The organism is Azospirillum picis (assembly GCF_017876115.1).
Taxonomy (GTDB): domain Bacteria; phylum Pseudomonadota; class Alphaproteobacteria; order Azospirillales; family Azospirillaceae; genus Azospirillum; species Azospirillum picis.
In genome coordinates, this window is record NZ_JAGINO010000023.1 from 26759 (window position 1) to 40365 (window position 13607).

Annotated in this window: 13 protein-coding genes; all 13 read right to left on the minus strand. The window is 66.8% G+C overall.

The genetic code is table 11. From position 1 onward, the window contains the following. Positions 1 to 6: 6 nt before the first annotated feature. The 13 genes from rpsC to rpoC all read right to left on the minus strand — a co-directional run bounded on the left by rpsC (position 7) and on the right by rpoC (position 13552). The gene (gene rpsC / locus J2850_RS24865; RefSeq protein ID WP_209987958.1) at positions 7 to 756 is read right to left on the minus strand and encodes a 30S ribosomal protein S3; all 750 of its coding nucleotides are present in this window, start codon (positions 754 to 756) and stop codon (positions 7 to 9) included. 1 nt (position 757) lies between these two features. Then, positions 758 to 1153, minus strand: a complete 396-nt coding sequence (gene rplV / locus J2850_RS24870; protein ID WP_209987961.1) for a 50S ribosomal protein L22 — start codon at positions 1151 to 1153, stop codon at positions 758 to 760. Positions 1154 to 1155: 2 nt separating this feature from the next. Next, the gene (rpsS, locus tag J2850_RS24875) at positions 1156 to 1434 is read right to left on the minus strand and encodes a 30S ribosomal protein S19 (protein WP_012973209.1); all 279 of its coding nucleotides are present in this window, start codon (positions 1432 to 1434) and stop codon (positions 1156 to 1158) included. 12 nt (positions 1435 to 1446) lie between these two features. Continuing rightward, positions 1447 to 2274, minus strand: a complete 828-nt coding sequence (rplB, locus tag J2850_RS24880; protein WP_209987965.1) for a 50S ribosomal protein L2 — start codon at positions 2272 to 2274, stop codon at positions 1447 to 1449. A gap of 16 nt (positions 2275 to 2290) precedes the next feature. Then, positions 2291 to 2608 (minus strand): 50S ribosomal protein L23, encoded by a 318-nt coding sequence (locus J2850_RS24885; protein WP_209987968.1) that lies wholly within the window; start codon positions 2606 to 2608, stop codon positions 2291 to 2293. Beyond that, positions 2605 to 3225, minus strand: a complete 621-nt coding sequence (gene rplD, locus J2850_RS24890; protein ID WP_209987971.1) for a 50S ribosomal protein L4 — start codon at positions 3223 to 3225, stop codon at positions 2605 to 2607. The genes J2850_RS24885 and rplD overlap by 4 nt, the downstream gene beginning before the upstream one ends. Positions 3226 to 3230: 5 nt before the next feature. Continuing rightward, on the minus strand, positions 3231 to 3941 hold the full coding sequence (gene rplC / locus J2850_RS24895; RefSeq protein ID WP_209987974.1) for a 50S ribosomal protein L3: 711 nt from the start codon (positions 3939 to 3941) through the stop codon (positions 3231 to 3233). A gap of 60 nt (positions 3942 to 4001) precedes the next feature. Then, positions 4002 to 4310, minus strand: a complete 309-nt coding sequence (gene rpsJ / locus J2850_RS24900; protein ID WP_012973204.1) for a 30S ribosomal protein S10 — start codon at positions 4308 to 4310, stop codon at positions 4002 to 4004. Between the two features lie 533 nt (positions 4311 to 4843). Continuing rightward, complete coding sequence (tuf, locus tag J2850_RS24905; protein ID WP_209987977.1) at positions 4844 to 6034, minus strand: elongation factor Tu; 1191 nt, start codon at positions 6032 to 6034, stop codon at positions 4844 to 4846. Positions 6035 to 6072: 38 nt separating this feature from the next. Beyond that, the gene (gene fusA, locus J2850_RS24910; protein ID WP_209987980.1) at positions 6073 to 8142 is read right to left on the minus strand and encodes an elongation factor G; all 2070 of its coding nucleotides are present in this window, start codon (positions 8140 to 8142) and stop codon (positions 6073 to 6075) included. A 27-nt stretch (positions 8143 to 8169) separates the two neighbouring features. Beyond that, a complete protein-coding gene (gene rpsG, locus J2850_RS24915; protein WP_209987983.1) occupies positions 8170 to 8640 on the minus strand; it encodes a 30S ribosomal protein S7 in 471 nt (156 codons plus the stop codon). 12 nt (positions 8641 to 8652) lie between these two features. After that, on the minus strand, positions 8653 to 9024 hold the full coding sequence (gene rpsL, locus J2850_RS24920; protein ID WP_012973201.1) for a 30S ribosomal protein S12: 372 nt from the start codon (positions 9022 to 9024) through the stop codon (positions 8653 to 8655). Positions 9025 to 9379: 355 nt separating this feature from the next. After that, entirely contained in the window at positions 9380 to 13552 is a 4173-nt protein-coding gene (gene rpoC, locus J2850_RS24925) for a DNA-directed RNA polymerase subunit beta' (RefSeq protein WP_209987986.1), read from the minus strand. Positions 13553 to 13607 lie beyond the last annotated feature (55 nt).

The window sequence follows — 13607 nt, forward strand, 5'->3', positions numbered from 1 at the left end:
GCCCCCTTACTCGCGGTCGGAGCGCTCGGAGCGCTCGCGACGGTCGCGGCGGTCGTGACGATCGCGGCGCGGCTCGCCGTCGGTCGACACCGGCTCGGTCCCCATGCGCTTGTCCTGCGCCATCGGGTCGTGAGCCATGATCTCGCCCTTGAACACCCACACCTTGACACCGCAGGTGCCGTAGGTGGTCTTGGCGGTGCCCACACCGTAGTCGATGTCGGCGCGCAGGGTGTGCAGCGGAACGCGGCCCTCGCGGTACCACTCCATGCGGGCGATTTCCGCACCGCCGAGACGGCCCGAGCAGTTGATCCGGATGCCCTGGGCGCCCAGGCGCATGGCGGACTGCACGGCGCGCTTCATGGCGCGGCGGAACGCCACGCGGCGCTCCAGCTGGCTGGCGATGTTCTCGGCGATGAGGCGGGCGTCGATCTCCGGCTTGCGGATCTCGACGATGTTCAGGCTCACCTCGGCGCCGGTCATCTTGGCCAGCTCGACGCGCAGCTTCTCGATGTCCGCGCCCTTCTTGCCGATCACCACGCCCGGACGGGCCGAGTGGATGGTGACGCGGGCCTTCTTGGCGGGACGCTCGATCACGACGCGCGAGCAGCCGGCCTGCTGCAGGCGGCCCTGCAGGTAGCCGCGCAGCTTCAGGTCCTGGTGCAGCATGTTGGCGTAGTCGCGCTTGGCGAACCAACGGCTGTCCCAGGTGCGGTTGATGCCGAGGCGCAGCCCGATCGGATTGACTTTCTGACCCATCTTACTCGGCCCCCTCGGCAGCGGCGGTCTCACGCTCGCGGACGATGATCGTCAGGTTGCTGAACAGCTTCTCGACCCGGGCGCCGCGGCCGCGGGCACGGGCGTGGAAGCGCTTCATCACCAGAGCGCGACCGACCGTCGCCGACGACACGTACAGACGGTCGACGTCGAGCTGGTGGTTGTTCTCGGCGTTCGCGATCGCGGCCTGCAGGACCTTCTTCACCTCGCCGGCGATGCGGCGCTTGGAGAAGGTCAGCTCGGCGACGGCGCGGCTGGCATCCATGTTCCGGATGAGCTGGGCGACGAGGTTGAGCTTCCGCGGGCTGGTGCGGATCATCGGATTGCGGGCCAGGGCCTCGTTCTCCGCGACCCGGCTGGGGTTGGCAGACTTGCCCATGGTTACTTCCTCTTCGCCTTCTTGTCCGCCGCGTGGCCGTAGAAGGTGCGCGTCGGAGCGAATTCGCCGAACTTGTGACCGATCATGTGCTCGGTGACCAGAACCGGCAGGAACTTGTGACCGTTGTACACGCCGAACGTCAGACCGACGAACTGCGGCAGGATGGTCGAACGACGCGACCAGATCTTGATGATCTCGTTGCGGCCCGAAGCCCGGCTCTTGTCCGCCTTCTTCAGCAGATAGCCGTCGACGAACGGGCCCTTCCAAACGGAGCGTGCCATCGTTCGACCTCCTTACTTCGAATGACGGCGGCGCAGGATCAGGCCGTCCGTCTTCTTGTTGCGACGCGTCTTCTTGCCCTTGGTGGGCTTGCCCCACGGCGTGACCGGATGACGGCCGCCCGAGGTGCGACCCTCACCACCACCGTGCGGGTGGTCGATCGGGTTCATGGCGACACCACGAACCGACGGACGCACGCCCAGCCAGCGCTTGCGGCCGGCCTTGCCGAGGTTGGTGTTCATCTGGTCCGGGTTGGACACGGCACCCAGGGTGGCCATGCACTCGCCGCGGACGACGCGCAGCTCGCCCGAGGGCAGCTTGAGCTGGGCGTAGCCGCCGTCACGGCCGACGAGCTGGAGGTAGGTGCCCGCGGAGCGCGCGACCTGCCCACCCTTGCCGGCCTTCAGCTCGACGTTGTGGACGATGGAGCCGACCGGGATGCTCTTCAGAGGCATCGCGTTGCCGGGCTTCACGTCGACCTTCTCGCCGGAGATGACGGTGTCGCCGACCTTCAGGCGCTGCGGCGCCAGGATGTAGGACAGCGTCCCGTCCTGGTACTTGATCAGCGCGATGAAGGCGGTGCGGTTCGGATCATATTCCAGCCGCTCGACGGTGGCCGGAACGTCGAACTTGCGACGCTTGAAGTCCACCAGGCGGTAGGTGCGCTTGTGACCGCCACCCATCCGGCGCGCGGTGATGCGGCCGGTGTTGTTGCGGCCGCCAGACTTGGTCAGGCCCTCGGTGAGGGTCTTGACCGGCTTGCCCTTCCACAGCTCCGAGCGGTCGACGATGACCAGCTGGCGGAGCGAGGGAGTAATCGGGCGGTATTGCTTCAGAGCCATCGGATCACACTCCCGCTCAGATGCCCGTGGTCACGTCGATCTTGTTACCCTCGGCGAGGGTCACGACGGCCTTCTTGAAGTCCGAGCGGCGGCCGATGATGCCGCGGAACCGCTTGGTCTTGCCCTTCGAGATCAGGGTGTTGACGGCGGTCACCTTGACGTTGAAGAGCCCCTCGACGGCGGCCTTGATCTCCGGCTTGGAGGCCGTGAGCGGCACGCGGAACGTCACCTGGTTGTGCTCCGACACCAACGTCGACTTCTCGGTGATGACGGGAGCGAGGATCAGGTCGTACATCCGCTCCTGGCTCACCGCAGGTTTCGACTGCTTGCTCATTTCAGGCGAGCCTCCAGTTGCTCGACCGCGTTGCGGGTCAGGACCAGCGTATCGCGGCGGAGAATGTCGTAGACGTTGGCGCCCTGCTCCGGCAGCACGTCGATCAGCGGAATGTTGCGCGACGCCTTGGCGAAGTTGTCGTCCAGGTTCGCGCCATCGATGATCAGGGCCGAAGACAGGCCGAGGGTGGCGAGACGGGCCGCCAGCTCCTTGGTCTTGTGCGTCTCGGCGGCGGCGGCCTCCAGGACGACCAGCTTGCCCTCGGCGGCCTTGGCCGACAGGGCGGTCTTCAGCGCCAGCTTGCGGACCTTCTTGGTCAGGTCGTGGGCGTGCGAGCGCACCACCGGCCCGAAGATGGTCGCACCGCCGCGGAACTGCGGCGAACGGATGGAGCCCTGGCGAGCGCGACCGGTGCCCTTCTGCGAGTACGGCTTCTTGGTGGTGCCGCTGATCTCGCTGATGCCCTTGGTCTTGTGGTTGCCGCCGCGGCGCTTGGCAAGCTGCCAGTTCACCATGCGGGCCAGCAGGTCGGTGCGGGCCGGCAGGCCGAACACGGCGTCCGACAGCTCGATCTCGCCGACGGTCTCGTTGTTCAGGTTCTTGATCGTGGCCTTCATGGCGCTCACTCCTGCGTCTCGGCCGGGGCCTCAGCCGCCGGGGCGGACTTGATGCCAGCCGGGAACGGCAGACCTTCCGGAGCCTTCTTCTTGATGGCGTCACGGACGCGCAGCCAGCCGCCCTCGGCGCCGGGGACGGCGCCCTTGAGCATGATGAGGCCACGCTCTTCGTCGACCGCCACGACCTGGAGGTTCAGGACCGTGACCTTCTCGTCACCGAGATGACCGGCCATCTTCTTGTTCTTGAAGACCTTGCCGGGATCCTGACGGTTACCCGTCGAACCGTGCGAGCGGTGCGACACCGACACGCCGTGCGTGGCGCGCAGACCACCGAAGTTCCAGCGCTTCATCGGGCCGGCGAAGCCCTTGCCGATGGAGGTGCCGGTGACGTCGACGAACTGGCCGGCGACGAAGTGGGCGACCGACAGCTCGGCACCGACCTCGATCAGGGCATCGGCATCGACGCGGAACTCGGCGAGCTTGCGCTTCGGTTCCACGCGCGCCTTGGCGAAATGCCCGCGCTCAGGCTTGTTGACGTTCTTCACCTTGATGGCGCCCGCGCCGAGCTGGACGGCGGTGTAGCCATCCTTGTCCTCGGTACGAACGGCGACGACCTGGCAGCTGTCGACTTTCAGCACAGTGACCGGAACATGCTGGCCGTCGTCCGTGAAGACGCGGGTCATGCCGACCTTCTGCGCGATCAAACCGGATCGCATTGTTCTTTATCTCCTGACCAGGGACATCCGCTTACCGGAGAGGTCCCTTACCAACCAAAATCAGAGCTTGATCTCGACGTCGACGCCGGCGGCGAGGTCGAGCTTCATCAGCGCGTCCACGGTCTGCGGCGTCGGATCGACGATGTCCAGCAGGCGCTTGTGGGTGCGGATCTCGAACTGCTCGCGCGACTTCTTGTCGATGTGCGGCGAACGGTTCACGGTGAACTTTTCGATGTGCGTCGGCAGGGGAATCGGGCCCCGCACGCGCGCGCCGGTCCGCTTGGCGGTGTTGACGATCTCGCTGGTCGACTGGTCGAGCACGCGATGATCGAACGCCTTCAGACGGATGCGGATGTTCTGGCTGTCCATGTCCAAACGTCCCTTGCACCTTCTAGCGATGACGCGGACGCGTCACCGGAACTCCACGAGCTTGCTTCGGGGCTTCGCCGACAGCGCAAGGCCGCGCGCCGATCCACCGAAACGGGGCCGACGGGCGACACTGTGACCGATGCGACGGGCCGATACGAAAAAGAACATCCCCCGCGCGGGCTGCGCGAAGGGGATGTTCCGTTCAGCAGACGGCGCGCCCCCGAGGGGCGCGCCTTAGCCGTTCGTCTCGGGCTGCGTCTAGGCCGAAGCTGCCTACCACCAACCCAAAATCCAGAGGGCGTAATCTCTAGGCGTTCAGCGCCCGCGTGTCAATCCTGAATCTCCCCCGCCAGGAGGAAGCTGGGTTGACAGGCGGACGGCCCCGAACGCCGACGCCCGATGGCTAGAACCGGGCGGGCCGCCCTTCCTGCTCGCGCGGGGAAGACGGCCCGTCTCAATCAACCGGCGGCGGGTCGCCCCGCCGCCCTACCCCACCGGTCCGGCCCCCGCCTCGCGGCGGGCGCCGGCGGTCATCACTCGACGATCTTGGCAACGACGCCGGCACCGACGGTGCGGCCGCCTTCGCGGATGGCGAAGCGCAGGCCCTCGTCCATGGCGATCGGCGCGATCAGGGCGACGTCCATGGCGACGTTGTCGCCCGGCATCACCATCTCCACGCCTTCCGGCAGCGACACCATGCCCGTCACGTCCGTCGTCCGGAAGTAGAACTGCGGACGATAGTTCGTGAAGAACGGGGTGTGACGGCCGCCCTCTTCCTTCGTCAGGATGTAGGCTTCGGCCTTGAACTTGGTGTGCGGGGTGATCGAACCCGGCTTGGCCAGAACCTGGCCGCGCTCGACGTCCTCGCGCTTGGTGCCGCGCAGCAGCGCGCCGATGTTGTCGCCGGCCTCACCGGAGTCCAGCAGCTTGCGGAACATCTCGACGCCGGTCACCGTCGTCTTCTGCGTCGCCTTCAGGCCGACGATCTCCACTTCGTCGCCGACCTTGATGATCCCGCGCTCGACGCGGCCCGTCACCACCGTGCCGCGGCCCGAGATCGAGAACACGTCCTCGATCGGCATCAGGAACGGACGGTCCTTCGGACGCTCCGGCTGCGGGATGTACTCGTCGACCGTCTTCATCAGCGCCAGCACGGCGTCGCGGCCGATCTCAGGCTGACGGTCCTCAAGCGCGCACAGCGCCGAGCCCTTGGTGATCGGAATGTCGTCGCCCGGGAACTGGTAGGACGACAGAAGCTCGCGCACTTCCAGCTCGACCAGCTCCAGCAGCTCCGGATCGTCGACCATGTCGACCTTGTTCATGAACACCACCAGCGCCGGAACGCCGACCTGGCGCGCCAGAAGGATGTGCTCGCGGGTCTGCGGCATCGGGCCGTCGGCGGCCGACACGACCAGGATCGCGCCGTCCATCTGCGCGGCACCCGTGATCATGTTCTTCACATAGTCGGCGTGGCCGGGGCAGTCGACGTGCGCGTAGTGGCGGTTGGTCGTCTCGTACTCGACGTGGGCCGTCGAGATCGTGATGCCGCGCGCCTTCTCTTCCGGCGCCTTGTCGATCTGGTCGTAGGCGGTGAAGGTGGCGCCGCCCGACTCCGCAAGCACCTTCGTGATCGCAGCCGTCAGCGACGTCTTGCCGTGGTCCACGTGGCCGATCGTGCCAACGTTGCAGTGCGGCTTGTTCCGCTCGAACTTTGCCTTAGCCATGGGTTGGTCTCTCCGTTTCTCTGTCGTTCCAGCGGTTTTCAGGCCACCTTGGCGCGGACGCCGTCCGCGATGGCCTGTGGCACCGGCTCATAGTGGTCGAACTGCATGCTGTACTGCGCGCGGCCCTGGCTCATCGAGCGCAGGGAGTTCACATAGCCGAACATGGCCGCCAAGGGAACCAGTCCCGTGACGATCCGCGCGTTGGCGCGCTGGTCCATGCCGGTGATCTGTCCCCGGCGACCGTTCAGATCGCCGATGACGTCGCCCATATAGTCGTCCGGCGTAATGATTTCGACCCGCATCAGCGGTTCGAGCAGCACGGCGGCGGCCTTGGCCATCGCCTCGCGGAAGGCCGCCCGCGCCGCCAGCTCGAAGGCCAGCGGCGAGGAGTCGATGTCGTGGGCGTCGCCGCCGGTCAGCGTCACCTTGACGTCGACCACCGGGTACCCGGCGACCACCCCGCTCTCCTTGGCCGCTTCCAGGCCCTTGTGGGCGCCGGCGGCGAAGTCGCGCGCCAGGCTGGACCGGTTCTCGAAGACGAAGCCGGCACCGCGGGCGAGCGGCTCGACCGACAGCATGACGCGGGCGAACTGCGCGCGGTCGCCGAGCTGGCGGGCGTGGGTGTGGTCGACCTCGGCCTTGCGCGTGACGGTCTCGCGGTAGGCGACCTTCGGCGCGCCGACGGCGGCATCGACGCGGAACTCCCGCCTCATGCGGTCGACGATGATGTCGAGGTGAAGCTCGCCCATGCCGCGGACGACGGTCTGGCCGCTCTCGCGGTCGACCGAGACATGCATCGAGGGATCCTCGTGGCCGAGCCGGTTCAGCGCGGCGGCCATGCGCTCGCGGTCGGCTTCGGTGCGCGGCTCGACGACGATCTCGATCACCGGCTCCGGCACGTCCAGGCGCTCCAGCACGATCGGCCGGGTCGGATCGCAGAGGGTATCACCGGTCGCGGTGTGCTCCAGCCCGGCGAAGGCGACGATGTCGCCGGTATGGGCGCGCTCGATGTCCTCGCGGCTGTTCGCGTGCATCAGCAGCATGCGGCCGACCTTCTCGCGCCCGCCCTTCAGCGGGTTGAGCAGCGAGTCGCCGACGCTGACCGTTCCGGAATAGATGCGGCAGAAGGTGAGCGTCCCGACATAGGGGTCGTTCATCACCTTGAAGGCAAGGCCGGCGAAGGGAGCGCTGTCGTTCGCCGGGCGCTCCTCGGTCCGGTCGCCGGCCAGGGCGTGCCCTTTGACCGCGCCGATGTCGTTGGGCGCCGGCAGGAAGTCGACGACGGCGTCCAGCATCGGCTGGATGCCCTTGTTCCGGAAGGCGGAGCCGCACAGCACGGGGACCACCGTGCCGGCGATGGTCGCCTTGCGGATCAGCGCGCGCAGGCTGTCGGCCGCCGGCTCCTCGCCGCGGTCGAGATAGGCGGCCATGGCCGCCTCGTCGAGGTCGAGCACCGCCTCAAGCAGCGCCTGCCGGGCATCGGCGGCGGCGGCGGCGAGATCCTCGGGAATATCGGTGTGTTGGAATTCGGCGCCGAGCGTCTCGGCCTTCCAGACCAGCGCCCGCATCGCGATCAGGTCGACGACGCCGCTGAAGGCGGACTCGGCCCCGATCGGGAGCTGCAGGACCAGCGGGCGCACGCCGAGCCGGTCGGCCATCATCGCCACGCAGCCGGCGAAATCGGCGCCGACGCGGTCCATCTTGTTGACGAAGGCCATGCGCGGCACGCCGTACTTGTCGGCTTGCCGCCACACGGTCTCGGTCTGGGGCTCGACCCCCGCAACAGCATCGAAGATGGCGACGGCGCCATCCAGGACCCGCAACGACCGCTCGACCTCGATGGTGAAGTCGACGTGGCCGGGCGTGTCGATGATGTTGATGCGGTGGTCGCGCCAGAAACAGGTCGTGGCCGCCGAGGTGATGGTGATGCCCCGCTCCTGCTCCTGCTCCATCCAGTCCATGACGGCGGTGCCGTCATTGACCTCGCCCATGCGATAGGACTTGCCGGTGTAGAACAGGATGCGCTCGGTCGTCGTCGTCTTGCCGGCATCGATGTGGGCCATGATGCCGATGTTGCGATAACGATCCAGGGCGTGCGAACGGGGCATTCAATATCACCAGGACAGGCGTGAACCTTACCAGCGGTAGTGCGAGAACGCCTTGTTGGCTTCCGCCATGCGGTGCGTGTCTTCGCGCTTCTTGACCGCGGTGCCGCGCTGGCTGGCCGCGTCGAGCAGCTCGCCGGACAGGCGCTCGGTCATCGTGTTCTCCGAACGGGCGCGGGCGGCGCCGATCAGCCAACGGATGGCCAGGGCCTGGGCGCGGTCCGAGCGTACCTCGACCGGAACCTGGTAGGTCGCACCGCCGACGCGGCGGGAACGCACTTCCAGGTGCGGCTTCACGTTCGACAGGGCATCGTGGAAGACCATGACCGGGTCGTTCTTGGTCTTGGTCTCGATGCGGTCGAGGGCGCCGTAGACGATGCTTTCGGCGACGGACTTCTTGCCGTCCAGCATCAGGCAGTTCATGAACTTCGTCAGGACGCGGTCGCCGTACTTGGCGTCCGGCAGGACTTCACGCTTCTCGGCGCGATGACGACGGGACATCGTGAGTTCTCCTTACTTCGGACGCTTCGCGCCGTACTTCGACCGGCGCTGCTTACGATCCTTGACGCCCTGGGTATCCAGCGTGCCGCGAATGATGTGATAGCGGACGCCGGGAAGATCCTTCACGCGACCGCCGCGGATCATGACGACCGAGTGTTCCTGGAGGTTGTGGCCCTCACCAGGGATGTAGCTCGTCACCTCGAAGCCGTTCGTCAGACGAACGCGGGCGACCTTGCGGAGCGCCGAGTTCGGCTTCTTCGGGGTGGTGGTGTAGACGCGGGTGCAGACGCCACGCTTCTGCGGGCAGGCCTCCATCGCGGGAACCTTGTTGCGCGCGGCCAACGGCTCGCGCGGCTTACGGATCAACTGGTTGATCGTCGGCATATCTGCCCTTCATCCCTTCAAGATCACTCGACCGGCGGAGCCGGACGATGCGAAAGCCCGCGAAACGGCACTGCCGCCGCCCACGGGCCGAATGAGCGAAAGCCGGTCGGATTTCTCCAACCGGCGGGATCGGTGGATTCAAGCGGACACACGGAGAGCGCCGGGGTCCTTTGAAGTTCGCGGACTTTAGGGAAAGGGATTGGGAGAGTCAAGCGGGCTTTCTGCAGCCGATCGGCAAGCCGCGGGCATTGTCCCACCGGCTCCGGCGCGCGCCGGAAACCCGCCGCCCGCACAAGGAAAGAGGGCGCGCCCCTCGCGGAGCGCGCCCTCTTTCCACTCGTCCGAGCGACGGCGGTCAGGCCGCGCTGCTCTCCTCGCCCGGGGTCGGCAGGGCCGGAGTTTCCTCCGGCGCGCCGGCCTCCAGGGCCGCTTCGCGGTCGCGCTCGGCGGCGATCAGCTTCAGGCGGTTCACCACGGAGCCGGTGCCGGCCGGGATCAGACGGCCGACGATCACGTTCTCCTTCAGGCCTTCCAGGTTGTCGACCTTGCCGCCGACGGCCGCTTCCGTGAGGACGCGGGTGGTTTCCTGGAACGACGCGGCCGAGATGAAGGACCGCGTCTGCAGGCTGGCCTTGGTGATGCCCTGGAGGACCGGGTGGCCGTGGGCCGGCTGCAGCCCCTCGGCGACGGTCTTCTCGTTCTCCTCGTCGAACTCCTGACGGTCGACCTGCTCGCCCACCAGGAAGGTGGTCTCGCCGGCGTCGGTGATCTCGACCTTCTGCAGCATCTGGCGGACGATCACCTCGATGTGCTTGTCGTTGATCTTCACGCCCTGCAGCCGGTAGACGTCCTGGATTTCGTTGATGAGGTAGTCGGCCAGAGCCTCCACGCCCATCACCGCCAGGATGTCGTGCGGCACCGGGTTGCCGTCCATCAGCAGATCGCCGCGCTCGACGTAATCGCCTTCCTGCACGGAGATGTGCTTGCCCTTCGGGATCAGATACTCCTTCTCGTCGCCGCTCTCGTCGTTGCGGACGACGATCCGGCGCTTGGTCTTGTAGTCCTTCCCGAACTCGACGCGGCCGCTCATCTCCGAGATGATCGCGAAGTCCTTCGGACGGCGCGCCTCGAACAGCTCGGCCACGCGCGGCAGACCGCCCGTGATGTCGCGGGTCTTGGAGGACTCGCGGGGGATACGGGCCAGCACGTCACCGGCCTTCACCTCGGCGCCGTTCTCCACCGAGAGGATGGCGTCCACCGACATGAAGTAGCGGGCTTCCAGGCCGTTCGGCAGGGTGATCAGGTCGCCGCGGTCGTCCACCAGCGCGATGCGCGGCTTCAGATCGGCGCCGCGCGGCTGCTGCCGCCAGTCGACCACCACCTTGGAGCTGATGCCGGTCGCCTCGTCCATCACCTCGCGCATGGAGATGCCTTCCACGAGGTCGATGTAGCGGGCGGTACCGGCACGCTCGGTGATGATCGGCAGGGTGTAGGGGTCCCACTCGGCCAGCTTGGCGCCGCGCTCGACCTTGACGCCCTCGTCCGCCAGCAGCTTGGCACCGTACGGCACGCGGTGACGCGCCCGCTCGCGGCCCTGCTCGTCGAGCAGGACGACCTCGGTGCTGCGGCCCATGACGACCGGGATGCCCGACGAGTTCATGACGACGTTGCGGTTGTTGATCCGCACCGTGGCGTCGAACGCCGCCTCGATCTGGCTCTGCTCCGCACCGCGCTGCGCCGCACCGCCGATGTGGAAGGTGCGCATCGTGAGCTGGGTGCCCGGCTCGCCGATCGACTGCGCCGCGATGACGCCGACCGCCTCACCGGTGTTGACCAGCGTGCCGCGGGCGAGATCCCGGCCGTAGCACTTGGCGCAGACGCCGTCGCGGGTCTCGCAGGTCAGGACCGAGCGGATCTTGACCGAGTCGATGCCCGACCGCTCGATGCGGTCGACCGTCGGCTCGTCGATCAGGCCGCCGTCCTCGATGATCAGCTCGCCGTTCAGCGGGTCGATCACGTCGCCGACCGCGGTGCGGCCGAGGATGCGGTCGCCCAGCGGGCTGATGACCTCGCCGCCGTCGATCACCGCCTTGACGGTGATGCCGCGCTCCGTGCCGCAATCATGCTCGACGATGATGGCGTCCTGCGCCACGTCGACCAGACGGCGGGTGAGGTAACCGGAGTTGGCGGTCTTCAAGGCGGTGTCGGCCAGACCCTTGCGGGCGCCGTGGGTGGAGTTGAAGTACTCCAGCACGGTCAGGCCTTCCTTGAAGTTCGAGATGATCGGCGTCTCGATGATCTCGCCCGACGGCTTGGCCATCAGGCCGCGCATGCCGGCCAACTGACGGATCTGCGCGGCGGAACCGCGCGCACCGGAGTGGGCCATCATGTACACCGAGTTGACGGGCTTGCCCGGCTCGGTGGTCGAGATCGACTTCATCATCTCGGAGGCGACCTTCTCGGTGCACTCCGACCACACGTCGACGACCTTGTTGTACTTCTCGCCCTGGGTGATCAGGCCGTCGAGATACTGCTGCTCGAACTCCTTCACCCGCTCCTTCGACTCGTTGACCAGCTTCTCCTTGGCGGCGGGGATGACCATGTCGTCCTTGCCGAAGGAGATGCCGGCGCGGCAGGCGTGGCCGAAGCCGAGCTTCATCAGGCGATCGGCGAAGATCACCGTCTCCTTCTGGCCGCAGTGGCGGTAGACGGCGTCGATGACGTTGCCGACGTCCTTCTTGGTCAGGACGCGGTTGATCAGCGAGAACGGCACCTTCGGGTGACGCGGCAGGATCTCCGAGAGGAGCATGCGGCCCGGCGTCGTCTCGACGATGGTGATCTTCTCCTCGCCCTCGTCGTCGACGCCGACATAGCGCGCCTTGATCTTGGCGTGGATCGACAGGACCTTGGCGTTCAGCGCCTGCTCGATCTCGGAGACGTTCGAGAACACCATGCCCTCGCCCTTCTCGCTCGGGCGGTCCATGGAGATGTAGTAGATGCCGAGCACGATGTCTTGGCTCGGCACGATGATCGGCTTGCCGTTGGCGGGCGACAGGATGTTGTTGGTCGACATCATCAGGACGCGCGCTTCCAACTGGGCCTCAAGGCTCAGCGGCACGTGCACGGCCATCTGGTCGCCGTCGAAGTCGGCGTTGAAGGCGGTGCAGACCAGCGGGTGGAGCTGGATCGCCTTGCCTTCGATCAGCGTCGGCTCGAACGCCTGGATGCCGAGGCGGTGCAGCGTCGGCGCGCGGTTCAGCATCACCGGATGCTCGCGGATCACCTCCTCCAGGATGTCCCAGACCTCGGGACGCTCCTTCTCGACCATCCGCTTGGCGGCCTTGATGGTGGAGGCGAGGCCGTACAGCTCCAGCTTGGCGTAGATGAAGGGCTTGAACAGCTCGAGCGCCATCTTCTTCGGCAGGCCGCACTGGTGCAGCTTCAGCTCCGGGCCGACGACGATGACCGAACGGCCCGAGTAATCGACGCGCTTGCCGAGCAGGTTCTGGCGGAAGCGGCCCTGCTTGCCCTTCAGCATGTCGGACAGCGACTTCAGCGGACGCTTGTTGGCGCCGGTGATGACGCGGCCGCGGCGGCCGTTGTCGAACAGCGCGTCGACGGCCTCCTGCAGCATGCGCTTCTCGTTGCGGACGATGATGTCCGGCGCCTTCAGCTCGATCAGCCGCTTCAGGCGGTTGTTGCGGTTGATGACGCGGCGGTACAGGTCGTTCAGGTCGGACGTGGCGAAGCGGCCGCCGTCCAGCGGCACCAGCGGGCGCAGCTCGGGCGGGATCACCGGAATGACTTCCAGGATCATCCACTCGGGGCGCGACTGCGAGGCCAGGAAGGCGTCGATCAGCTTCAGGCGCTTGACCAGCTTCTTGCGCTTGGCTTCGGAGTTGGTGTCGCGCAGGTCCTCGCGGCAGCGCTTCTTCTCCTCGTCGAGGTCGAGCGCGGACAGCATGATGCGCAGCGCTTCGGCACCGATCGACGCGGTGAAGGCGTCCTCGCCGTACTCGTCCTGGGCGTTGAGGTACTCTTCCTCGTTCAGCAGCGAATGCAGCTTCAGCGGGGTGAGGCCCGGCTCGATGACGACGTAGTTTTCGAAATAGAGGATGCGCTCCAGATCCTTGAGCGTCATGTCGAGCAGCAGGCCGATGCGGCTCGGCAGCGACTTCAGGAACCAGATGTGCGCGACCGGGGACGCCAGCTCGATGTGGCCCATGCGCTCGCGCCGGACCTTCGACAGCGTGACCTCGACGCCGCACTTCTCGCAGATGATGCCGCGATACTTCATGCGCTTGTACTTGCCGCACAAGCACTCGTAGTCCTTGATCGGGCCGAAGATGCGGGCGCAGAACAGGCCGTCGCGCTCCGGCTTGAAGGTGCGGTAGTTGATGGTTTCCGGCTTCTTGATCTCGCCGTAGGACCAGGACCGGATCCGCTCGGGGCTCGCGATCTGGATGCGGATCTGATCGAAGCTCTGCGGCCCCTGGACCTGGCCGAAAATGTTCATCAACTCATTCATGACCGTCTCCCGCTGGCATCGCCGCGTTGTCGGTTAAGGGCAGTGCATGACCCCG

What these genes read in the sequence shown, in the direction of transcription:
- rpsC (WP_209987958.1), bottom strand. Translation starts at nt 756, where the DNA reads ATGGGTCAGAAAGTCAATCCGATCGGGCTGCGCCTCGGCATCAACCGC.
- rplV (WP_209987961.1), bottom strand. Translation starts at nt 1,153, where the DNA reads ATGGGCAAGTCTGCCAACCCCAGCCGGGTCGCGGAGAACGAGGCCCTG.
- rpsS (WP_012973209.1), bottom strand. Translation starts at nt 1,434, where the DNA reads ATGGCACGCTCCGTTTGGAAGGGCCCGTTCGTCGACGGCTATCTGCTG.
- rplB (WP_209987965.1), bottom strand. Translation starts at nt 2,274, where the DNA reads ATGGCTCTGAAGCAATACCGCCCGATTACTCCCTCGCTCCGCCAGCTG.
- J2850_RS24885 (WP_209987968.1), bottom strand. Translation starts at nt 2,608, where the DNA reads ATGAGCAAGCAGTCGAAACCTGCGGTGAGCCAGGAGCGGATGTACGAC.
- rplD (WP_209987971.1), bottom strand. Translation starts at nt 3,225, where the DNA reads ATGAAGGCCACGATCAAGAACCTGAACAACGAGACCGTCGGCGAGATC.
- rplC (WP_209987974.1), bottom strand. Translation starts at nt 3,941, where the DNA reads ATGCGATCCGGTTTGATCGCGCAGAAGGTCGGCATGACCCGCGTCTTC.
- rpsJ (WP_012973204.1), bottom strand. Translation starts at nt 4,310, where the DNA reads ATGGACAGCCAGAACATCCGCATCCGTCTGAAGGCGTTCGATCATCGC.
- tuf (WP_209987977.1), bottom strand. Translation starts at nt 6,034, where the DNA reads ATGGCTAAGGCAAAGTTCGAGCGGAACAAGCCGCACTGCAACGTTGGC.
- fusA (WP_209987980.1), bottom strand. Translation starts at nt 8,142, where the DNA reads ATGCCCCGTTCGCACGCCCTGGATCGTTATCGCAACATCGGCATCATG.
- rpsG (WP_209987983.1), bottom strand. Translation starts at nt 8,640, where the DNA reads ATGTCCCGTCGTCATCGCGCCGAGAAGCGTGAAGTCCTGCCGGACGCC.
- rpsL (WP_012973201.1), bottom strand. Translation starts at nt 9,024, where the DNA reads ATGCCGACGATCAACCAGTTGATCCGTAAGCCGCGCGAGCCGTTGGCC.
- rpoC (WP_209987986.1), bottom strand. Translation starts at nt 13,552, where the DNA reads ATGAATGAGTTGATGAACATTTTCGGCCAGGTCCAGGGGCCGCAGAGC.